Annotated in this window: 18 protein-coding genes; 5 read left to right on the top strand and 13 right to left on the bottom strand. The window is 61.4% G+C overall.

Translation table 11 applies throughout. The annotated features are described in order from the left end of the window. Positions 1-3,327, top strand: a complete 3,327-nt coding sequence (locus JET17_RS08485) for a DEAD/DEAH box helicase (RefSeq protein ID WP_012313568.1) — start codon at positions 1-3, stop codon at positions 3,325-3,327. Positions 3,328-3,413: 86 nt separating this feature from the next. Here the strand turns inward: JET17_RS08485 and nagZ are convergent, their stop codons facing one another. The 3 genes from nagZ to JET17_RS08470 are packed head-to-tail and all read right to left on the bottom strand — an operon-like array spanning position 3,414 to position 5,707. Further along, positions 3,414-4,412: a beta-N-acetylhexosaminidase gene (gene nagZ, locus JET17_RS08480; protein WP_190273334.1), complete on the bottom strand. Its 999-nt coding sequence runs from the start codon at positions 4,410-4,412 to the stop codon at positions 3,414-3,416. A gap of 25 nt (positions 4,413-4,437) precedes the next feature. Further along, positions 4,438-4,959: a L,D-transpeptidase gene (locus tag JET17_RS08475; protein WP_012313566.1), complete on the bottom strand. Its 522-nt coding sequence runs from the start codon at positions 4,957-4,959 to the stop codon at positions 4,438-4,440. Between the two features lie 40 nt (positions 4,960-4,999). Further along, positions 5,000-5,707 carry a TetR/AcrR family transcriptional regulator gene (locus JET17_RS08470; protein WP_012313565.1) on the bottom strand — a complete coding sequence of 236 codons (708 nt, stop codon included), beginning with the start codon at positions 5,705-5,707 and terminating at the stop codon, positions 5,000-5,002. A gap of 221 nt (positions 5,708-5,928) precedes the next feature. Here JET17_RS08470 and lexA point away from each other — a divergent pair, with 221 nt between their 5' ends. Beyond that, entirely contained in the window at positions 5,929-6,537 is a 609-nt protein-coding gene (gene lexA / locus JET17_RS08465; protein ID WP_012313564.1) for a transcriptional repressor LexA, read from the top strand. 13 nt (positions 6,538-6,550) lie between these two features. Next, complete coding sequence (gene sulA / locus JET17_RS08460; RefSeq protein WP_012313563.1) at positions 6,551-7,027, top strand: SOS-induced cell division inhibitor SulA; 477 nt, start codon at positions 6,551-6,553, stop codon at positions 7,025-7,027. A gap of 38 nt (positions 7,028-7,065) precedes the next feature. Here the strand turns inward: sulA and JET17_RS08455 are convergent, their stop codons facing one another. From JET17_RS08455 to JET17_RS08425, 7 genes are all read right to left on the bottom strand, one after another. Further along, positions 7,066-7,299, bottom strand: a complete 234-nt coding sequence (locus JET17_RS08455) for a hypothetical protein (RefSeq protein WP_003248777.1) — start codon at positions 7,297-7,299, stop codon at positions 7,066-7,068. A gap of 50 nt (positions 7,300-7,349) precedes the next feature. Then, positions 7,350-7,865: a DUF6586 family protein gene (locus JET17_RS08450; RefSeq protein ID WP_012313562.1), complete on the bottom strand. Its 516-nt coding sequence runs from the start codon at positions 7,863-7,865 to the stop codon at positions 7,350-7,352. Between the two features lie 116 nt (positions 7,866-7,981). Beyond that, positions 7,982-10,591, bottom strand: coding sequence for a type I DNA topoisomerase (topA, locus tag JET17_RS08445; protein WP_012313561.1), 2,610 nt, complete (start codon positions 10,589-10,591; stop codon positions 7,982-7,984). 100 nt (positions 10,592-10,691) lie between these two features. Further along, positions 10,692-10,943 carry a DUF1653 domain-containing protein gene (locus tag JET17_RS08440; protein ID WP_012313560.1) on the bottom strand — a complete coding sequence of 84 codons (252 nt, stop codon included), beginning with the start codon at positions 10,941-10,943 and terminating at the stop codon, positions 10,692-10,694. A gap of 80 nt (positions 10,944-11,023) precedes the next feature. Further along, complete coding sequence (gene fadA / locus JET17_RS08435; RefSeq protein WP_003248768.1) at positions 11,024-12,199, bottom strand: acetyl-CoA C-acyltransferase FadA; 1,176 nt, start codon at positions 12,197-12,199, stop codon at positions 11,024-11,026. 40 nt (positions 12,200-12,239) lie between these two features. Further along, positions 12,240-14,387 carry a fatty acid oxidation complex subunit alpha FadB gene (fadB, locus tag JET17_RS08430; RefSeq protein ID WP_012313559.1) on the bottom strand — a complete coding sequence of 716 codons (2,148 nt, stop codon included), beginning with the start codon at positions 14,385-14,387 and terminating at the stop codon, positions 12,240-12,242. Positions 14,388-14,872: 485 nt separating this feature from the next. After that, complete coding sequence (locus tag JET17_RS08425) at positions 14,873-15,310, bottom strand: hypothetical protein (protein WP_012313558.1); 438 nt, start codon at positions 15,308-15,310, stop codon at positions 14,873-14,875. 108 nt (positions 15,311-15,418) lie between these two features. Between JET17_RS08425 and JET17_RS08420 the strand changes: the two genes are divergently transcribed. Continuing rightward, a complete protein-coding gene (locus JET17_RS08420; protein ID WP_012313557.1) occupies positions 15,419-15,859 on the top strand; it encodes a universal stress protein in 441 nt (146 codons plus the stop codon). 88 nt (positions 15,860-15,947) lie between these two features. Here JET17_RS08420 and JET17_RS08415 read toward each other — a convergent pair whose 3' ends face one another. Next, entirely contained in the window at positions 15,948-17,876 is a 1,929-nt protein-coding gene (locus tag JET17_RS08415) for an ATP-binding cassette domain-containing protein (protein WP_012313556.1), read from the bottom strand. Between the two features lie 221 nt (positions 17,877-18,097). On the opposite strand from JET17_RS08415, the gene JET17_RS08410 reads away from it, so the two are divergent. Beyond that, positions 18,098-20,026, top strand: a complete 1,929-nt coding sequence (locus tag JET17_RS08410) for a transglycosylase SLT domain-containing protein (protein WP_012313555.1) — start codon at positions 18,098-18,100, stop codon at positions 20,024-20,026. 53 nt (positions 20,027-20,079) lie between these two features. On the opposite strand, the gene JET17_RS08405 is transcribed toward JET17_RS08410, so the two are convergent. Both JET17_RS08405 and JET17_RS08400 read right to left on the bottom strand, forming a co-directional pair. Further along, a complete protein-coding gene (locus JET17_RS08405) occupies positions 20,080-20,883 on the bottom strand; it encodes an MOSC domain-containing protein (protein ID WP_012313554.1) in 804 nt (267 codons plus the stop codon). A gap of 55 nt (positions 20,884-20,938) precedes the next feature. Then, positions 20,939-21,874, bottom strand: a complete 936-nt coding sequence (locus JET17_RS08400) for a chemotaxis protein CheV (RefSeq protein WP_012313553.1) — start codon at positions 21,872-21,874, stop codon at positions 20,939-20,941. Between the last annotated feature and the right edge of the window lie 106 nt (positions 21,875-21,980).

The raw sequence follows: 21,980 nt of genomic DNA, 5'->3' as shown, positions 1-21,980 counted from the left end.
GTGACTGAGGGCGACGCACGGCAACTGCTCAGAGCCCATCCCGATTGGGTCGATTTTATCGACGCTGGCGCACTGGCCCGCGGCCGGAAATATGCAGCGCAGGAACGAACGCGCATCCTCTCGCTGCAGGGCCATTCCATCGAGGCGATGTGCAGGGGCTCGGCGGGCCAGATTTACCATCAGGATATCAAGCTGGTGTTGAATTACGGTGACCTGCGCGTCTTTGGGAGCTGCTCCTGCCCGGTAGGATTGAATTGCAAGCACTGCGTCGCCGCGTTGCTGCAACTGGAGCTCGAAGACAGAGACCTTGAGGCAGGCGCAACTCAGGGGCAAGCCGCACTGTCGTTACCGCCCGACCTGAACCAGTGGGTGCAAGGGCTCGAATCGCCATCGCCGATCGCAGCCACAAAGGAACCGGCACGCAAAGGTCCCGCCATCTACTATCGCATTCACAGGGATAGCGAACATTTTCATCTCGAGCCGATCAAGGGCACGCTACAACCTGACGGTACGCTGAAAGTCGTTCGCATCACCTCAATGCCCGAGATGATCTACTACACCCCCCGTTACGTCACGGAGGACGACGCTCGGCTGTTGCGCCTGATCGACGCCCGCAGCAAAACGCTCACGCCCGTGGCTGAACTGGAAGGCAAGCAAGGTGCGGAGCTTTTGAGCTACGCCTTGGCAACCGGGCGCCTGCTGTATGAAGACGACCCCACGCCTTTGCATGCCGGGCCGCAACTGCATGCCGAGTTCCGCTGGGTCAGATTGGACAACGGCAGCTACAGGGGCGCCTGGCACCATGACCAGCACCTGCCGCTGCAGGTACTGCCCATCGAGCCGCTGCACTACATCGATCGGCATTCGCATCAGACCGGCGAGCTGCAGCATGATCTCGACCCCTTCATCGCCAGCCAGCTCGCACGCGCACCAACCGTACCTGAACACCTGGTAGTACCTTTGAGCCATCGACTGAACGCCTTGAACCGGCAAGTCCCTACCCCCACCGCCGTGATCACCGAGCAGATCGATAACATCCAGCCCAAGGGCCGGCTGACCCTTGGCAGCCTTGAATTCAGCGCCTATATGCCCAAGACCGGGCGCATGCAGCGCCAGATGCAACACCGCGCCGCCCTATCGTTCGACTACGATGGGCTACGCGCCAGTGGCAGCGACGACAAGCCATTGACCCGACTGGTGGATACCATCAGCCAACGCATCCGCCGCCAGCCCCAGGTCGAGCAGGCACTGCGCAAGGCACTGCGCGAACTGGGCTTCAAACCCGCCACCCGGCAGAGCAAGGCACTGCCAGACAGCGCGGGAGAAATGCTTCAGTTGCCCGACGACGAAGCCTGGCTGCGCTTCGCCCGCGACGGCCTGCCGCGCCTGCGCAAGGCAGGCTGGGAAGTCGACATCCACCGCGACTTCGCCTTCAACCTGCATGAGGTGGATGACTGGTACGCCAGCATCGACGAAGCGCCAGGACACGAATGGTTCGACCTGGAGCTGGGCATCGTCGTCGAAGGCCAGCGCCACAGCCTGCTGCCAATCGTGCTGCAGCTGCTGCGCAGCAACCCCGAGCTGCTGCGCCCCAGCGAGCTGGCCCGGCGTAGCGACGATGAACACCTGCTGATAGACCTCAACCGCGGCCGGCTGGACGCCCCTGCGCTGCGCGTCGCCCTGCCCTACGGGCGAATCAAGTCGGTCATGGGCACCCTCGGTGAACTGTACCTGCACGAGGACAACGTCGGCCCCACCCTGCGCATGGACCGCGCCGACGCGGCACGTCTTAACGACATCGAACATTTGCCCCTGCACTGGGAAGGTGGCGCCCATGTGCGCGACCTGGGCCGGCGACTGCGCGATGCACGCGACCTGCAGGTCGCGCCACCCGCAGCGCTCAACGCCACCCTGCGCCCCTATCAGCAGCAGGGCCTGAACTGGTTGCAGGCACTGCGCGAAATGGGCACCGGCGGCATCCTTGGCGACGACATGGGCCTGGGCAAGACCTTGCAGGCCCTGGCCCACCTGCTGCTGGAAAAGCAGAACGGGCGCCTCGCCCACCCCGCCCTGGCAGTGATGCCGACCAGCCTGGTGCCCAACTGGCTCGACGAAGCCCAACGCTTCGCCCCCGACCTGCGCGTCCTGGCCCTGCACGGCCCCGGCCGCAGCAAGCATTTCGCCAAGCTGCACGAATACGACCTGGTACTGACCACCTACGCCCTGGTGCCGCGCGACCTCGAGCACCTGCGCGCCCAGCAGTGGAGCGTGCTGGTGCTTGACGAGGCGCAGAACATCAAGAGCAGCACCAGCAAGGCCGCCCAGGCTGTCTGCGAGCTGCAGGCCAACCAGCGCCTATGCCTGACCGGCACACCAATGGAAAACAACCTGGGCGAGCTATGGTCGATCTTCCACTTCCTCATGCCAGGCTGGCTGGGCGAGGTGAAACGCTTCAACCAGGATTACCGTACGCCGATCGAGCGCCACGGCGACGCCGAACGCCTGTCGCACCTGGTCCACCGCATCCGCCCGTTCCTGCTGCGCCGGACCAAGGAGCAAGTGGCAACCGAACTGCCGCCCAAGACCGAAATGGTCCACTGGGTCGAGCTCAGCGACGCCCAGCGTGATACCTACGAGGCCGTGCGCGTGGCGATGGACAAGAAAGTGCGCGAGGAAATCGCCCGCAATGGCGCGGCACGCAGCCAGATCGTGATCCTCGATGCCCTGCTCAAGCTGCGCCAGGTATGTTGCGATTTACGCCTGGTCAAAGGGGTCGAGATCAAGGGCAATCAGGCTGACAAGGGCAAGCTCGGCGCGCTGCTGGACATGCTCGAAGAACTGCTGAGCGAAGGGCGCCGTGTGCTGCTGTTCTCGCAGTTCACCTCGATGCTGGCACTGATCGAACAAGAGCTGGAAAAGCGCAAGATCCGCTACAGCCTGCTCACTGGTGACACCCGTGACCGACGCACACCGGTGCAGCAGTTCCAGCAGGGCGACAGCGAAGTGTTCCTGATCAGCCTCAAGGCCGGCGGCGTGGGGCTGAACCTGACGGCTGCCGACACCGTGATTCACTTCGACCCATGGTGGAACCCGGCCAGCGAGAACCAGGCCACCGACCGCGCATACCGCATCGGCCAGGACAAGCCGGTATTCGTGTTCAAGCTGATCACGCGCGGCACAGTTGAAGAGAAGATACAGCAGCTGCAGCAGGAAAAAGCAGCGCTGGCAGCAAGCCTGCTCGATGGGGCAGAAGCTGGGCAGTGGCGACTGGGGGATGAGGAAATCGAGGCATTGTTTGCCCCGCTGCCTGGAAAGCGGGGGCGCTAGCAGTCAGTCCCGGCTATTTCGCGGACAAGCCCCACAGGACTTTCACCGCCTTAAACAGCAGCGAGATACCTGTGGGGCCGGCACAGTCAATCGACCAACTGCGCCTCGCGCAACGCCCCCAGCGCCTCCAGCCAACGCGGCTGCTGGCGATAATCGGTCCGCGCAAACCCCTGCCCGCGCATGCGTGCAATCCGCGGCGATGGCTTGACCTTCAGCCGCTGCGCCGCGCTCAAAGCCAGCTCTGCGGCCGCCCGGTCATTGCACACCAGGCCCATGTCACAACCCGCACTCAGCGCTGCCTCGATCCGATTGGCCGCATCGCCAACCACATGCGCACCAGCCATCGACAGGTCGTCACTGAAGATCACCCCGTCAAAGCCCAGTTCGCCACGCAGAATGTCCTGCAACCAACGACGCGAGAACCCGGCCGGCTGATTGTCTACCTGCGGATAGATGACATGCGCCGGCATGACTGCCGCCAGCTGCCCGCTGAGACGGGTGAACGGTACCAGATCTGCCTGGCGCAGTTGCTCAAGGCTGCGCTCGTCCGTCGGAATGGCCACGTGGGAGTCCGCCTCCGCCCAACCATGCCCGGGGAAATGCTTGCCACAGGCAGCCATACCCGCTGCGTTCATCCCGCGGATGAAGGCGCCAGCAAGCTGCGCGGCACGTTGCGGGTCGCCTTCAAACGCGCGGCTGCCGACCACAGCGCTACGCTGGTGATCCAGGTCGAGCACAGGGGCGAAGCTGAGGTCCAGGCCAACCGCCAGCACTTCAGTGGCCATCAACCAACCGCACTGCTCGGCGAGGTACTCGGCATTGGCGTTATCGGCGATCGCGCGCATGGCTGGCAGGCGCACGAAGCCTTGACGCAAACGCTGCACACGCCCACCTTCCTGGTCGACGGCCAGAATCAGATCGGGACGAATGGCGCGGATGGACGCGCACAGTTCACGCACCTGGCGCGGGCTGTCGATGTTGCGGGCAAAGATGATCAGGCCAGCCACTTCCGGCTGGCGCAGGAGTTGGCGGTCTTCGGCGGTCAGCCATTTACCGGCGATATCCACCATCAGGGAGCCTTGCAGGCTGACGGTCATAGGCAATCCTTCATTACAGACTTAAAGAAGCCCACTGGGGGCATGCGGCCTCCTCGATACGCACCGGGCAATGCGCCGGTACGCGCTCGAACAGGCCAAGCAGATCGGTGTTGCGCAGGCGAATGCAGCCATGGGACAGCGGTATGCCCAAGGGTTCCGTGTCGGGCGTGCCATGCAGATAGATATAGCGGCGGAACGTATCCACGGCGCCAAGACGATTGACTCCGGCCTCGCAACCGCTGAGCCAGAGGATGCGGGTAAGGACCCAGTCACGCCCGGGGTACTGTGCGTGCAACGCCGGCGACCAGACCTCACCGGTCCAGCGCCGCCCACGCAGCACGGCATTGAGCGGCAAGCCCGCCCCAATCCTCGCTCGCACCTGGTGCAGGCCGCGCGGCGTGCAGCCGGAGCCATTGCGCTCACCGGCCCCATTGCGTGCGGTCGACACCGCCAGGCGCAGGCACAACTGCCCATTGGCAAAGCCATAGAGGCGCTGGTCAGCGAGGGAGATGTGCAGAAGATCTAGGTCGGACATGGGCGCTAGCTTAGCCCAAGCGCCCTGCCCCGCCCAGCCTTCAGGCCTTGGCGGTGGTGCTACCGGTTTTACTGCGCGGGCGCAACTGTGCTGCGGCCATCGCCTCGTCGGTGACACCGCTGTCGGCGCGCATGCCAGCGGCCAGGAACGGTACCATCAGGCGCATGACCTGCTCTATGGAGGTGTTTATACCAAAGTCGGTTTCGGCAATGGCGCGCAACGCCTTGATGCCGGACATGCTGAACGCCGCAGCACCGAGCATGAAGTGCACGCGCCAGAACAGTTCGAGCGGAGGAATGCGTGGTGCGGCCTCATTGACCAGCAACATATAGCGGCGGAACACCTTGCCATACATGTCTTCCAGGTAGCGCCGCAGGTGCCCTTGGCTCTGGCTGAAGGCCAGGCCCAGCAGGCGCATGAAGATCGACAGGTCGTTGTTGCTGCGCGGCTGCACCACCAGTGCCTGTTCCACGAGCATTTCCAGCAGTTCTTCGAGGCTGGGCTTTTGTTCAGGCTTACCTTGACGACGCTCCAGTTCACGTTCGAGGCTGGCGCAGAACGGCCCGAGGAAACGGGAAAAGACCGCCTGGATCAGCGCCTTCTTGGACCCGAAATGGTAATTGACCGCCGCCAGGTTGACCCCGGCCTTGCTGGTAATCAGCCGCAACGAGGTTTCCGCGAACCCCCTTTCCGCGAACAGCTGCTCGGCAGCATCGAGAATGCGTTCAACGGTTTCCGATTGGGCCATGACTACTCCGCCAGACAGACAAACAGGTGTTTGAAACATACGTTTCAGACCTGAGGATGTCAAGGCTCGGTGACTGTGCGGTCGCCATTAGAAAGCCCCGAGCCGCAAGCTGCAAGCTGCAAGAGGGGTGGCGCGCCGCTTTTTCTTGTCGCGTGGCGCTTGCAGCTCACCCAGTACTGTATATAATCCCAGTCACTGTATAAAAAGACAGAGCGCCCGCCATGTTGAAATTGACGCCCCGCCAAGCCGAAATCCTGGCCTTCATCAAACGTTGCCTTGAAGACAACGGTTTCCCGCCGACGCGCGCGGAGATCGCTCAGGAGCTGGGCTTCAAGTCGCCCAACGCCGCCGAGGAGCACCTCAAGGCCCTCGCGCGCAAAGGCGCGATCGAGATGACCCCAGGTGCATCCCGCGGGATCCGCATCCCCGGTTTCGAAGCCAAGGCCGAAGAAAACGGCCTGCCGATCATCGGCCGGGTCGCAGCCGGCGCACCGATCCTTGCCGAGCAGCACATCGAACAATCTTGCAACATCAATCCATCCTTCTTCCACCCGCGCGCCGACTACCTTCTGCGCGTACACGGCATGAGCATGAAGGACGTCGGCATCTTCGACGGCGACCTGCTGGCTGTGCATACCTGCCGCGAGGCCCGTAACGGGCAAATCGTCGTCGCCCGTATCGGCGACGAAGTAACCGTCAAACGTTTCAAACGCGAAGGCAGCAAGGTCTGGCTGATCGCCGAAAACCCCGATTTCGCCCCCATCGAAGTCGACCTGAAAGAGCAGGAAATGGTGATCGAAGGTTTGAGTGTCGGCGTTATTCGCCGCTAAACCAGGAGGCGTCATGCAACAGTTCGTCCAAGCACAACAGCAGGTACAGCTTCCATTGTTCGAAGCCTTCCTCGCCCAACCGGTACTGCCAGGCCTGAAGGCCAGCGAGCAGGCGCGCAAGAACAGCGAACCGGACCTGTTCAGTGAACTGTCCCTGCGTGGCGCACCCGAACATTGCCAGACCTTGCTGGCACCGGTGCTACGCGAACTGAGCGAAGAACAAGAGGCCCGCTGGCTGACGCTTATTGCACCACCGGGCAGCCTGACCCAGGCATGGTTGCGCGATGCCGGCCTCAACCGCGAGCGCATTCTGCTGCTGCAGCCACGCGGCAATCAGAGCGCACTGCAATTGGCATGTGACGCGCTGCGCCTTGGCCGTAGCCATACCGTTGTCAGCTGGCTTGGTAGCGTAAATGCCACCGCGCGACAGCAACTGTTGCGTGCAGCCAGTGCCGGAAACGCACAAAGCCTGAACATCCGCCTCGGCTGATGTTCAGGCTTTGCCTGTAACCCGAAACAACCTGGGTGTCAGTGCAGTACGCGCGGCCCTTCGTCGCGTTCGAGTTCGCCATCCATGAGGCGCCCCGCCATCTGCACGCCCACGCTCAGCATGGCCTTGGCTACTTCAACGTGTTGCCCCTGCAGGAATACCTTGGCGTCTTCCGAGAAATCCAGGGTTACCAGGGAGCCTTCGTCCTCGGCACGACGCAGTTCGATTCGGCCATCAGGCAACTCGACAATTTCCAGAAAAGACGTAGACATAAAGGGCTGTTCTCCGCGAAAGGCCACTATTGTACCAGCCAAGGCGAGTATCAGCACTCACTCAACGCATCACGGAATCGTCTCACCAGGCCTTTGAGGTTGTTGCGCCAGGTTTCCAGCTCTTCACGCGACAGCGCAACCTGCTCGGGTTCGTCGAGATTGACGGCCTGGATGAGTGGCTGAGTGACATCGGCTTTTGCCGTTTTTTTCGCGACCGGTGGTCGGAACAAATCGGCATAAGCGGTGAGCAATTGCGCCAGCCAGGTTTCCCGCTGCCTGGCCAGTTCCAGCAACTCAGCCACCTCGGGAATGGCAATGTCATTCAGGGCGTCATCGGCGAGCAATTGCTCGACGCTGGGCGCTGCAGGCAGGCGGTAGAAACCACCAATCTCGTGACACAAGCCCAGTAGCGCGCCATACAGGTGGAATAGCGCAGATTCGCGCTCGGCCTGCACCAGGCCTTGTGCATTCATGGCCTGGCTGTCGACAGCCTTGGCCATGGACTCAAGGGCAAGGCCGGCGAAGAAGAGCTTTTGGTTGGTGCGGGTGTAGAGTTCTTGGGCCATCTCGAGTGACCTCCCTAAGGCTGAAAGGCGAATACCTGCAGTTTCAAGGATCGGGTGTGTACTTGTCACCAATGAAATGGGGCCGCTAAGCGGCCCCAATCACATCACCGAAACAATCACCGCTTGTCTTCAACCTTCCAGGCATTACCGTCGTAGAACGCCTTCCACCCGGTAGGTTTGCCATCGACCTCGGACTGCACGTATTGCTCTTTGGTCTTACGGCTGTAGCGGATCACTGCCGGGCGACCCTCCGGGTCTTTCTGCGGCGCATCGCACAGGAAGTGGTACTTGGGGTCGATATCATGCTTGTGCGGCACGATCTCCAGCACCAGCGGCGCACGGGTCTCGCGATTCTTGGGGAACTGGCTGGCTGCCAGGAACAGCCCAGAAGCACCGTCACGCAGCACATAGGTGTCGTCGACCTTCTCGCACTTGAGCTCTGGCATGTCCACCTTGTCCATCTTCGGTGGCGCCGCCTCGCCGCTCTTGAGCAGCTTGCGGGTGTTCTTGCACGCCGGGTTGGTGCAACCGAAGAACTTGCCGAACCGGCCGGTCTTGAGCTGCATCTCGCTACCGCACTTGTCACACTCCAGGCTCGGCCCTTCGTAACCCTTGATGCGGTAACTGCCCTCTTCGATCTCGTAGCCAACGCAATCGGGGTTGTTACCGCAGATATGCAGCTTGTGCTTCTCGTCGAGCAGGTAGGCATCCATGGCCGTGGCGCAGATCGGGCAGCGGTGCTTGCCCAATAGCACGCGCGACTCCGATTCACCTTCGTCGTCAGCAGCAATTTCATCGCCCGGCACCAGGTTGACGGTGGCCTTGCAGCGCTCTTTAGGCGGCAGACTGTAACCCGAGCATCCCAGGAACACGCCAGTAGAAGCAGTCCGAATCATCATCGGCCGGCCGCATTCCTTGCATGGGATGTTGGTCATGGTCGGCTGGTTGGCACGCATGCCGTCTTCGGCTGATTCGGCCGTCAGCAGTTTCTTGCTGAAGTCGCCGTAGAACTCGTCCAGCACGTTCTTCCAGTCGCGCTCACCCTGCGCCACATCATCGAGGTTTTCCTCCATGCCGGCGGTGAAACCGTAGTCCATGAGGTTGGCGAAGCTTTCCGACAAGCGCTCGGTGACGATGTCGCCCATCTTCTCGGAGTAGAAGCGACGATTGTGCAGTGTTACGTAGCCGCGGTCCTGGATGGTGGAAATGATAGCCGCGTAGGTCGACGGTCGACCAATACCGCGCTTTTCCATTTCCTTGACCAGGCTCGCTTCAGTAAAGCGCGCAGGCGGCTTGGTGAAGTGCTGGCTCGGGTCGATCTGGATCAGCTTGAGCGCTTCACCCTGGACCATTTCCGGCAACACATCATCTTCGCCCGGCTTGCTCTGCTGAGGCAGCACACGGGTGTAACCGTCGAACTTGAGGATGCGGCCTTTGGCGCGCAACTCGAAGTCACCGGCAGCCACGGTCACACTGGTGGACAGGTACTGGGCAGGCGGCATCTGGCAGGCGAGGAACTGGCGCCAGATCAGCTCATACAAGCGCTCGGCGTCACGCTCCATGCCGCTGAGCTTGGTTGGGTGCGTATTGACGTCGGAAGGACGAATCGCTTCGTGGGCCTCCTGAGCGCCTTCTTTGCTGCCGTACACCAGCGGTGCCTCAGGCAGGTACTGCTTGCCGAACTCACGCTCGATGTAGCTGCGCGCCATGTCCAGCGCGTCCACCGACAGATTGGTCGAGTCGGTACGCATGTAGGTGATGTAGCCCGCTTCGTATAGCCGCTGAGCCATCATCATGGTCTTCTTCACCCCGAAGCCCAGGCGGTTGCTTGCAGCCTGTTGCAGGGTGGACGTGATGAACGGTGCCGACGGCTTGCTGCTGGTCGGGCGGTCTTCACGCTTGACCACACTGTAGCTGGACGCCTTGAGTTTGCTCAGCGCAGCCATGGCTTGAGCTTCGTTCAGCGGCTTGAACGCCTCGCCCTTCTCGCGGGTTACCTCGAAACGCACCTTGGCGTCCTTGGCGGTGCCAAGGTCGGCGTGCACTTCCCAGTACTCTTCCGGGATGAAGGCACGGATCTCGCGCTCACGCTCGACAACCAGCTTCACGGCCACCGACTGGACACGCCCCGCAGACAGGCCACGGGCGATCTTGGCCCACAGCAGTGGCGAGACCATGTAGCCCACCACGCGGTCCAGGAAGCGACGCGCCTGCTGGGCATTGACACGGTCGATATCCAGCTCACCGGGCTGCGAGAACGCATCCTGGATGGCCTTTTTGGTGATTTCGTTGAACACCACGCGCTTGTAGCGGGCGTCGTCGCCACCGATGGCCTCGCGCAGGTGCCAGGCGATGGCTTCCCCTTCGCGGTCCAAGTCGGTTGCGAGATAGATGGTGTCAGCATCCTTGGCCAGGCGGCGCAACTCTTCGATCACCTTTTCCTTGCCGGGCAGGATCTCGTACTTGGCCTTCCAGCCGTGCTCGGGGTCGACGCCCATGCGCGCCACCAGCTGGCGACGGGCCTTCTCTTTCGGCGACAGGGCCGGAGCCTCACCCGCAGCCTTGCCACGCTTGGCGGCCGGCTCTTTGCTGGCGCTGGCCGAACCGCTGGTGGGGAGGTCACGGATGTGGCCGATACTCGACTTCACCACGTACTGGTTGCCCAGGTACTTGTTGATGGTCTTGGCCTTGGCCGGGGATTCCACAATGACCAGCGATTTGCCCATGGATCGGAGTATTCCTGAATCTGAAGATGAAAAACGCGTCAGGTGCCGGACGCGGCACCGCTATATATAGTGGCAATAGAGTGAGGTCAAGCGCGGTCGTTCACTCGTACGCCTTGCCAAGCAGCTCAGGCAACCCTTCTTCGGCCTTGACCAAAGCAAAGCGTGGCACCTGCTCGCCGTCAACCTCGACTGACTCCTGGAACATCGAAAGTGGTCGTACCCAGAAGCTGTAGTCACCATACAGGCATTGGTAGAAAACCATCCACTCTTCGCTTTCGGAGTGCCGTGCGACACTGAAGACACGGTACTCAGGCCCTTTGTAATGCCGGTATACGCCTGGTTGTATCTGCATGTCGCCTTCCCTCTTGAAACAAATTCTGTAAAAAAACAAAAGCCGGGGCACAAGGCCCCGGCTGCTGTCCCGCTACGCGATCAGACGCGTTCGAAGACAGTGGTGATGCCCTGACCGAGGCCGACGCACATGGTGGCCACGCCCAACGTACCGCCATTTTGCTTCATGACGTTGAGCAGGGTGCCGGAAATGCGTGCCCCGGAGCAACCGAACGGGTGGCCCAAGGCAATGGCGCCGCCGTGCAGGTTAACCTTCTCATCCATCTTGTCGAGCACTTTCAAATCTTTGAGCACTGGCAGGGCCTGTGCAGCAAAGGCTTCGTTGAGCTCGATGAAGTCGATATCGGCCATGGTCAGCCCGGCGCGCTTCAGGGCTTTCTGGGTCGACGGCACAGGGCCGTAGCCCATGATTGCCGGGTCCACGCCAGCTACAGCCATGGAGCGGATCACCGCCAATGGCTGGATACCTAGGTCCATCGCACGCTGGCCAGACATGACAATCATGCACGAAGCGCCATCGGTAATCTGCGACGAAGTACCGGCTGTGACCGTACCACCCTTAGGGTTGAACGCAGGCTTGAGCGATGCCAGACCTTCAAGGGTAGTTTCCGGGCGAATGGTCTCGTCGAAGTCGAAGACCTTCAGGAAACCGTTCTCGTCATAGCCCTGCATCGGGATGATCTCGTCCTTGAACTTGCCTTCGACCGTCGCCTTGTGGGCGAGCTGGTGCGAACGCAGGCCGAACAGGTCCTGCTGCTCACGGGTGATGCCGTGCATCTTGCCGAGCATCTCGGCAGTCAGGCCCATCATCCCGGAAGCCTTGGCAGCGTGCAAGGACAGGTGCGGATTGGGGTCCACGCCATGCATCATGCTGACGTGCCCCATGTGCTCGACGCCACCGACCACGAACACGTCGCCGTTGCCTGTCATGATCGCCTGGGCGGCGGTGTGCAGCGCGCTCATCGATGAACCGCACAGGCGGCTTACGGTCTGGGCGGCCGAGGTGTGCGGGATCTGGGTCATCAGCGACGCCATGCGGGCGATGTTCCAGCCCTGCTCCAGGGTCTGGTTGACGCAGCCCCAGATCACGTCTTCGACTTCTTTCGGGTCGACCTTACCGTTGCGCTCCAGCAGCTTGCTGATCAGGTGCGCAGACATGTCTTCAGCACGGGTGTTGCGGTGCATGCCACCCTTGGAGCGGCCCATCGGGGTGCGACCGAAGTCGACAATCACCACGTCTCTTGGATTGAGGCTCATATCAATAATCTCGCTCTACTCTCTCAAAGGCGTTGGCTGCTCAGCTGAAGAAGCGCTGGCCATTCTTGGCCATTTCGCGCAGCTTCGCGGTCGGGTGGTACAGCGGCCCCAGATCGGCGTACTGGTCGGCCAGGGCAACGAATTCGGCCACACCGATCGAATCGATGTAACGCAGCGCACCGCCACGGAACGGAGGGAAACCAATGCCGTATACCAGGCCCATGTCCGCTTCAGCAGCGGTTTCGACGATGCCGTCTTCCAGGCAGCGCACGGTCTCCAGGCACAGCGGGACCATCATCCAGTTGATGATGTCTTCGTCGGTGACTTCACGCTGCTCGAAGACGATCGGCTTGAGCACATCGAGCACGGTGGCGTCGAAGACCTTCTTCGGCTTGCCACGCTTGTCGGTTTCGTAGGCATAGAAACCCTTGCCGTTCTTCTGGCCCAGGCGATTGGCCTCATACAGGGCGTCGACGGCCGAGCGGCGTTCGTCCTTCATGCGGTCCGGGAAGCCTTCGGCCATCACATCGCGGCCGTGGTGACCGGTGTCGATGCCGACCACGTCCATCAGGTAGGCCGGGCCCATCGGCCAGCCGAACTTCTCCATGACCTTGTCGATGCGCACGAAGTCGACACCGGCGCTGACCAGCTTGGCAAAGCCGCCGAAGTACGGGAACAGGACACGGTTGACCAAGAAGCCCGGGCAGTCGTTGACCACGATCGGGTTCTTGCCCATCTTCTTGGCGTAGGCCACGGTGGTGGCGACCGCCACTTCACTGGACTTCTCGCCACGAATGACTTCGACCAGCGGCATCATGTGCACCGGGTTGAAGAAGTGCATGCCGACGAAGTTCTCGGGGCGCTTGAGCGCCTTGGCCAGCAGGTTGATGGAGATGGTCGAGGTGTTGGACGCAAGGATGGCATCCTCTTTCACCTGGCCTTCCACTTCAGCCAGCACTGCCTGCTTGACCTTCGGGTTCTCGACCACGGCCTCGACGACGATGTCGACGTTGGCAAAATCACCGTAGGACAGTGTCGGGCGAATGGCATTGAGTGCCTCGGCCATCTTCGCCGGAGTCAGGCGGCCTTTTTCGACGCGGTTGCCGAGCAGCTTGGACGCCTCGTTCAGGCCCAGCTGGATGGCTTCCTCGCGGATGTCCTTCATCAGGATCGGGGTGCCCTTGACCGCCGACTGGTAAGCGATGCCGCCACCCATGATGCCGGCGCCGAGCACGGCAGCCTGCTTAACATCGTGAGCGATTTCGTCATGGGCCTTGGCTTTGCGCTTGAGCTCCTGATCATTCAGGAACAGACCGATCAGGCTTTGGGCAACCGAAGTCTTGGCCAGCTTGGCAAAGCCTGCTGCCTCGACTTCCAGCGCCTTGTCGCGACCGAAGTTGGCGGCCTTCTGGATCGACTTGATCGCTTCGACCGGGGCCGGATAGTTCGGGCCGGCCTGGCCAGCGACGAAGCCCTTGGCAGTCTCGAAGGCCATCATCTGCTCGATGGCATTGAGCTTGAGCTTTTCCAGCTTGGGCTGGCGCTTGGCCTTGTAGTCCAGCTCACCGCTGATGGCGCGCTTGACCAGGTCGAGGGCCCCGGCCTGCAACAGTTCTGGGGCGACGACGGCGTCGACGGCGCCAACTTTCAGGGCGTCTTCAGCGCGGTTTTCCTTGCCGGCGGCAATCCACTCGATGGCGTTGTCCGAGCCGATCAGACGCGGCAGGCGCACGGTACCGCCGAAGCCGGGGTAGATACCCAGCTTGACTTCCGGCAGGCCGATCTTGGCAGAGGTGGACATGACCCGATAGTCGGCGGCCAGGCACATTTCCAGGCCGCCGCCGAGTGCGATGCCGTTGATCGCGGCAACGGTCGGCACTTCGAGGTCTTCGAACGCGTTGAAGATGCGGTTGGCTTCCAGATTGCCGGCAACCAGTTCGGCCTCGGGCAGCTTGAAGTTGTCGACGAACTCGGTGATGTCGGCGCCGACGATGAACACGTCCTTGCCACTGCTGACGATTACGCCCTTCACCGAGGCGTCGGCCTTGATGGCTTCGACAGCCTGGCGCAGCTCGTCCAGGGTCAGGCGATTGAACTTGTTGACGGACTCACCCTTGAGGTCGAACTTCAGTTCGACGATGCCGCTTTCAAGAGCCTTAACCGTGATGGCTTTACCTTCGTAAATCATCAACTGATCTCCACGATATGGAAGCTGAACTGTACACGCCGATCGCTGGTGGAAAAGCAGCGCTTCGCTGCTCTTGCCCAGGCACACCCGTCAGCGCGCTAGTCGGGATTCTGGATGAGCGTTGTGACATACAAACGCTCAATTCATACGCCCGTTTGATTTGGGTATGCACACATTCTCCGAAAAGGTCGGCGTTGTCAAATGCTCACAGGCACGGTGGAAACGCGACTTTCCGGTCATTTTCTAGCGTCTGGGTATAAATCATGATGACAGTGATTACTGATCATTCATGTCAGCGATTGACGACAAAAAGAAGGCCGCTGCATTTTTCGATGCACACCGCTGCAGGTTGGCTACACTGCGACTGGCTTAAAGAATTTCCCGGCCTGCCTGGCCTTTTCTGCTCTGCAGAAACGACAAAGCGGCAACCTGGCATCTGCCCCTGATGGGGTGCTGCCAAGTTGCCGCTTTGTCGTTGAACGATGTCAGGCTAGGGTTTCGAAGGCGTAGGCAATATCCTGCAACACAGATTTGTCACCCCGCTCGCTCCAGCACAACGCGATCATGCGCTTGTCGGCTTCGACCTTGTAAACGGTCCCCGGCAGCCGCGAGAAAACATCATTCAAACGCGGTTCCTCACACACTTCACGCCATTGGTTCCACCACACACCAGGGCTGACCTGCCAGTAGCACCAGCTGTCTTCATGCCCACGCCGACGCGCCCGATGGTACTGCGGGCAGGGGCTGGGGGGCTCTTTTTCCAGCCAGTGCGGCCACTGCTGCGGCGCCAGTTGCATGGCCAACCCCATGCGCCGCGCCTCCAGGCGCAAGCTCATCTGCTCACCCTGTTTGCGCGACTGGCGCAGCCAGGCAAACGGGCTGAGAATCAGCGCAAGGATTGACACCACCAGCAATACCGTCATATCTGTAGATCCCATAAAGCGTTGCAAATGAGCGGGTTACTCGGTTTCACGCAAGACCCGCCCGAAGCGACCATACTTCTACTATCGCGATTGTCAGGAGTACAGCTCATGCCTTACGAACATCTTCTGGTCGCCGTCGACCTCACCGAAGAGTGCGACCCGGTGATCAAGCGTGCCATGAAGCTCGCCGAGCCCACAGGCGCCAAGGTCTCGCTGGTGCATATCGTCGAACCCATGGCCATGGCATTTGGCGGTGACGTGCCAATGGACCTGTCGCAGCTGCAACAGCAACAGTTCGATCAGGCCAAGGAGCGCATGGAACGCCTGTTCAACAAGTACCCCGAGATCAACCGCGGTGATTCTCACCTGACCTATGGCCAACCGCGCCAAGAGATCCACCAGTTGGCCAAGGAGCAGAACTGCGATCTGATCGTGGTTGGCAGCCATGGCCGCCATGGCCTGGCATTGCTGCTGGGCTCAACGGCCAATGACGTGCTGCATGGCGCGCCGTGCGATGTACTGGCGGTGCGGTTGCAGAAGAAAGAATGACTCAGCCTGTCCGGCCTCATCGCCGGCAAGCCGGCTCCCACAGAGATCCTGTAGGAGCCGGCTTGCCGGCGATGAGGCCGGGACTGGCTTAGCCCTCCAGCTCGGCCCAGCGCTCTACCAAGGCATCCAGCTCGCCCTGCATCTGCTCCAGCTTCGCCAGTACAGCCGAGGTCTCCTCGATCGGCCGCTGATAGAAGCCCGGCGCGTTGACTTCTTCCTGGGCCACCGCCATACGCTGCTCGACCGCATCGATCTGCCCAGGCAGCATCTCCAGTTCCCGCTGCAGTTTGTAGCTGAGCTTCTTCTTCGAGGCATCCGCTGCGACTGGGGCTGGCGCCGGAGCCACCTGCTCGTCCTGCTTCTCGACCACTGCACTGTTGAGCTCGGATTTGCCACCCTTGCTCTCGGTCACGCCCAACAGCTTCGGCGAACCGCCCTGGCGAATCCAGTCCTCATAGCCGCCAACATATTCACGTACCTTGCCCTCGCCCTCGAACACCAGCGTGCTGGTGACGACGTTGTCGAGGAAGGCCCGGTCGTGGCTGACCATCAGCACGGTGCCCTTGTAATTGCACAGCACCTCTTCAAGCAGCTCGAGGGTTTCCACGTCCAGGTCGTTGGTCGGTTCGTCCAGTACCAGCAGGTTGGCCGGTTTGCTGAACAGTTTGGCCAGCAGCAGGCGCGCCCGCTCACCGCCAGACAGCGCCTTGACCGGCGTGCGGGCACGCTGGGGGCTGAACAGGAAATCGCCCAGGTAGCTGAGCACGTGACGGTTCTGGCCGTCGATTTCAATGAAATCGCGACCCTCGGCCAGGTTATCGATCACGGTTTTTTCCAGATCGAGCTGGTGGCGCATCTGATCGAAGTAGGCGACTTCCAGTTTGGTGCCGCGCTCGACCTTGCCCGAGGTAGGCTCAAGATCACCGAGCATCAGCTTGAGCAGCGTGGTCTTGCCGGTACCGTTGGCGCCCAGCAGGCCAATGCGGTCCTGACGCTGCAGGACCATGGAGAAGTCCTTGACCAGCATCGGCCCTCCAGCGTGATGGAAGCTGACATTCTCCAGCACCATCACCTGCTTGCCGGATTTCTCTGCGGCCTCGATCTGGATATTCGCCTTGCCCTGACGATCCCGCCGCTCGCTGCGCTCGACACGCAGGGCCTTGAGTGCGCGCACCCGGCCTTCGTTACGGGTACGACGGGCCTTGATACCCTGCCGGATCCACACTTCTTCCTGGGCAAGACGCTTGTCAAACAGGGCGTTGGCCGTCTCTTCGGCGGCCAGCGCAGCTTCCTTGTGTACCAGGAAACTGGCGTAGTCACCGTTCCAGTCGATCAGCCCGCCGCGATCCAGTTCGAGGATCCGGGTTGCCAGGTTCTGCAGGAAGGAACGGTCGTGGGTAATGAACAGCACCGCGCCGTTGAAACCGCGCAGGGCCTCTTCGAGCCAGGCGATGGCACCGATGTCCAGGTGGTTGGTCGGCTCGTCGAGCAGCAGCAGGTCGGGTTCGGACACCAGCGCCTGAGCCAGCAGCACGCGGCGGCGCCAGCCACCGGACAGCTCGGCCAGGGTTTTGTCGGCAGGCAGCTGCAGACGGCTCAAGGTGCTTTCCACCACCTGCTGCAGGCGCCAGCCGTCACGGGCTTCCAGTTCGTGCTGAACATGCATGAGTTTGTCCAGGTCATCGTCGCCCTGGATGTTCTGGCTGAGGTGGTGGAATTGGGCAAGCAGTTCGCCTACGCCGTCCAGGCCTGCGGCCACCACGTCGAACACTGTCCGCTCGTCAGCCACTGGCAATTCTTGTGGCAGTTCGCCAATCTTCAAGCCGGGTGCGCGCCAGATCTCTCCGTCGTCGCCCTTCTGCTCGCCCTTGACCAGGCGCAGCATGCTCGACTTGCCGGTGCCATTGCGGCCGATGATGCACACCCGCTCGCCACGGGCGATCTGCCAGGACACTTTGTCCAGCAGCGGCATCGCGCCGAATGCGAGGGACACATCGCTGAATTTGAGCAGGGTCATGTTCGTCTCCAGAAAGCGGGCGCGCATTCTACCTGAGTTGGCCCGTTCCGGCATTAAGTTGACCGCGCTGCCAGGGCATTGCGACATCCGGTCGAACTTAATGCCTTGATACAAGCACAGTGCTTTCACCCGCTGCCGGCAAACAGCTAAGCTAGAACAATAGCTTCCAACAGTGCTGGCTCCGCCGTCACTTTCCCATGGTTCAACTGCCCGGACGTATCATGCGCAGCCGCCTGTTACAGATTGCTTCCTGCCTGCTGCTTACCGCCGCCACCGCCAGCGCGGCGCAGGCCATAGACCTCTCTCAGCAACGTCAGTACTACGACGAGGCCAAGCGTGCATTGGCCAAGGGCGACAAGGGCCCTTACCTTCGCTACGCCCAGGCCCTGCGCGATTATCCGCTGACGCCCTATTTGGCCTACGACGAACTGACCGCTCGGCTGAAAAGCGCCAGCAACCAGGAAATCGAAGCGTTCCTGGCCAAACATGGCGACCTTCCCCAGGCCAACTGGATGAAACTGCGCTGGTTGCGCTGGCTGGCCGAACGCGGCGAGTGGAACACCTTCGTCAAATACTATGACCCCAAGCTCAACTTCACCGAACTGGACTGCCTCAACGGCCAGTACCAGCTGAGCCATGGCCTGCGCGCCGAAGGTTATGCCAGCGCCGAAAAACTGTGGAACGTGGGCAAGTCGCAACCGGCCGCCTGCGACACCCTGTTCGGTATGTGGGCCGCCGAAGGTCAGCTGACTGAGGCCAAGCGCTGGAACCGTGCCAAGTTGGCAGCCCAGGCGCGTAACTACTCCCTGGCCAACAGCCTGGTCAAATCGCTGACCACGCTTGGCCCGCAAGGCCGCCTGCTGGTCGATGTCGCGCAAAAGCCAGAACTGCTCAACCAGCCGTCGCGCTTCACACCGGTCAACGAGGCCATGTCCGATGTCGTCAGCCTGGGCCTGCGCCGCCTGGCTCGGCAAGACCCTGAACGCGCCATGGCCCTGCTTGACGACTACGCCCAGCGCATGCACTTCTCCCGCGATGAAAAAGTGGCTATCGCTCGTGAAATCGGCCTGACCCTGGCACGCCGCTATGACCCACGCGCTCTTGACCTGATGACGCGCTACGACCCTGAGCTGCGGGACAACACGGTCAGCGAATGGCGTCTTCGCCTGCTGCTGCGCCTGGGCCGCTGGGAAGATGCCTACGAACTGACCAAGCGCTTGCCGCAGGACCTGGCCAGCAGCAGCCGCTGGCAATACTGGCAAGCGCGCAGCCTGGAACTGGCCCAGCCAAACAACCCGCAAAGCCTGTTGCTGTACAAGAACGTGGCGCGCGAACGGGATTTTTACGGATTCCTCGCGGCCGACCGGGCGCAAACGCCCTACCAGCTCAACAACAGACCACTGGTACTGAGCCCGCAACTGGTCAGCAAAGTACGCAATACTCCCGGCATCCAGCGCGCCCTGGAGTTCCACGCCCGCGGCCAGATCGTCGACGGTCGCCGCGAGTGGTATCACGTTAGCCGCCACTTCAGCCGCGACGAAATGGTTGCCCAGGCGCGCCTGGCCTATGACCTGCGCTGGTATTTCCCGGCCATTCGCACCATTAGCCAGGCCAAGTACTGGGACGACCTCGATATCCGCTTCCCGATGGCCCACCGCGACACGCTGGTACGCGAAGCCAAGGTGCGTGGGTTGCACTCAAGCTGGGTGTTCGCGATCACACGCCAGGAAAGCGCTTTCATGGAGGATGCGCGCTCCAGTGTAGGTGCCAGCGGCCTCATGCAGTTGATGCCGGCCACAGCCAAGGAAACAGCGCGCAAGTTCAGCATTCCGCTGGCGTCGCCGCGCCAGGTGCTCAACCCGGACACGAACATTCAGCTGGGCGCAGCTTATCTGAGCCAGGTACACGGCCAGTTCAACGGCAATCGGGTGCTGGCGTCGGCAGCGTATAACGCCGGCCCCGGGCGCGTACGTCAATGGCTCAAGGGTGCCAAGCACCTGAGCTTCGATGTGTGGGTGGAATCGATTCCGTTCGACGAGACGCGTCAGTATGTGCAGAACGTGCTGTCTTACTCGGTGATCTACGGGCAGAAGCTCAATGCACCGCAGCCGTTGGTAGATTGGCACGAGCGGTATTTCGACGACATGTGAAGCAATGCTGCCTCTTCGCGAGCAAGCTCGCGAAGAGGCAGTACTTGCTACCACTACTCCAGTACTTCGACCTCCATCCCCACCTCAAGCCGACCACAGCCATCCACAGCCAGGTTCTGCCCGAACAAGATGTCACCTTCGCGCTCGCGAAAGGTCTTGAGGGTGGTCAAAGGCTCCCGGTCCGGGCTGCGCTCTCCGGTTTCAGGGTCCAGCGTGGTGAAGATGCACCGCACGCTCGGCTTGAGCACGCGAAACTCAAGCCCGCCAATACGAATGCGCTTCCAGCCGTCTTCGGCAAACGGCTCTGCGCCGTGCACCACCAAGTTCGGTCGAAAACGCAGCATCTCCATTGGCCGGCCAATCCGCCGGTTCAGCTCTTGCAGCGAACCCTGGCCAATCAGTAGTAACGGAAACCCATCGGGGAAAGCCGCCCTGTCGCTGTTCAAGCCATAACCGCTTGGCAGGTATCGCGCCCGATGCTCCGGGCAGTGGACCAGTCGCACTGGCTTGCCGAGCACTTGCGACAGCCAGGCTGCTGCTTCATCGCCGGCATCCGGCACACGCAGCGTGTCGCGCCAGATGGTCACCCCGCGCAGGCCATCATCTGCAGGCGGCACCGCCACATGCAGAGCTGGCAGCCCCGGCGCCTCCAGCAGCAGCGTACCCGCTTCCCCTTCGCCGGCCTTGAGCTGGCTGAGCTGAGGCCAGGCGCGCTGGGTCAGAAAGCGTCCGTTGTCTTGCTCGACCACCAGCCAGCGCCGGTCACCCGACAAACCCAGATTGTCGACCAGTGAAGCCTCCAGGCGTTGCGCCTGCCCCGATTTCACCGGATACCGATACAGCTCACTCAGAAACATCCCTGCCTGCCTCGTGCCATGCCAAATGCCGAATTATACCCGGCAGCCGCAGGTATCACGCAGTGGTCGAATCCAGCAGCAAACGCTGCTTGACCACGTCGACCAGGCGATCAGGCTGGAACTTGGAAAGGAAATTGTCGCAGCCGACTTTCTTGACCATGGATTCGTTGAAGCTGCCCGACAGCGAGGTGTGCAACACCACGTACAGCTTGCGCAGGCGCGCATCGCTGCGGATTTCTGTGGTCAGCCGATAACCGTCCATTTCAGGCATTTCCGCGTCAGTGAACACCATCAGCAGTTTTTCGCACATATCCTCACCCGCATCGGCCCAGCCCTTGAGCATGCGCAAGGCCTTCAGGCCGTCGCTGGCAACATGCAGTTTCATCCCCAGTTGCGACAGGGTGTCACGCAGCTGCGCCAGCGCCACGCTGGAATCGTCCACCAGTAGCACTTCACGGCCACGAGCGCGAGCCAGTATCGGGTCAGCGAGCTTGTCATTGGAGACCTTCGCGTTGTAAGGCACGATCTCGGCCAGCACCTTCTCGACATCAATGACCTCCACCAGCTTTTCGTCCACTTTGGTGATGGCCGTAAGGTAATGCTGACGGCCCGCGCTGGAAGGCGGCGGCATGATGGCTTCCCAGTTCATGTTGACGATGCGATCGACCCCACCCACCAGGAACGCCTGCACCGAGCGATTGTACTCGGTAACGATGATGGTGCTGTCTGGCCCCGGCTGCAGCGGGCGCATGCCGATTGCCTGGGACAGGTCGATGACCGGCAAGGTTTGCCCACGCAGGTTGACCACGCCACAGACAAACGCGTGGCGCTGTGGCATCAAGGTCAATTTGGGCAATTGCAGCACTTCCTGCACCTTGAACACGTTGATGGCGAACAGCTGGCGCCCGGCCAGGCGGAACATCAGGATTTCCAGGCGGTTCTCACCCACCAGTTGCGTTCGTTGGTCTACCGTGTCGAGAATGCCAGCCATTGGAAAACCCCCAGGCTCAATTCGGAATAATGTGAGTTCATCCACCTTGTATCGGCGGCTGCGTGCGCAGCTTGACCCTTGAACGAAAATGCTTCGCGGGCCAATT

This window comes from Pseudomonas putida, from assembly GCF_016406145.1.
GTDB lineage: Bacteria > Pseudomonadota > Gammaproteobacteria > Pseudomonadales > Pseudomonadaceae > Aquipseudomonas > Aquipseudomonas putida_E.
This window is presented reverse-complemented; position numbering and strand designations above follow the sequence as displayed.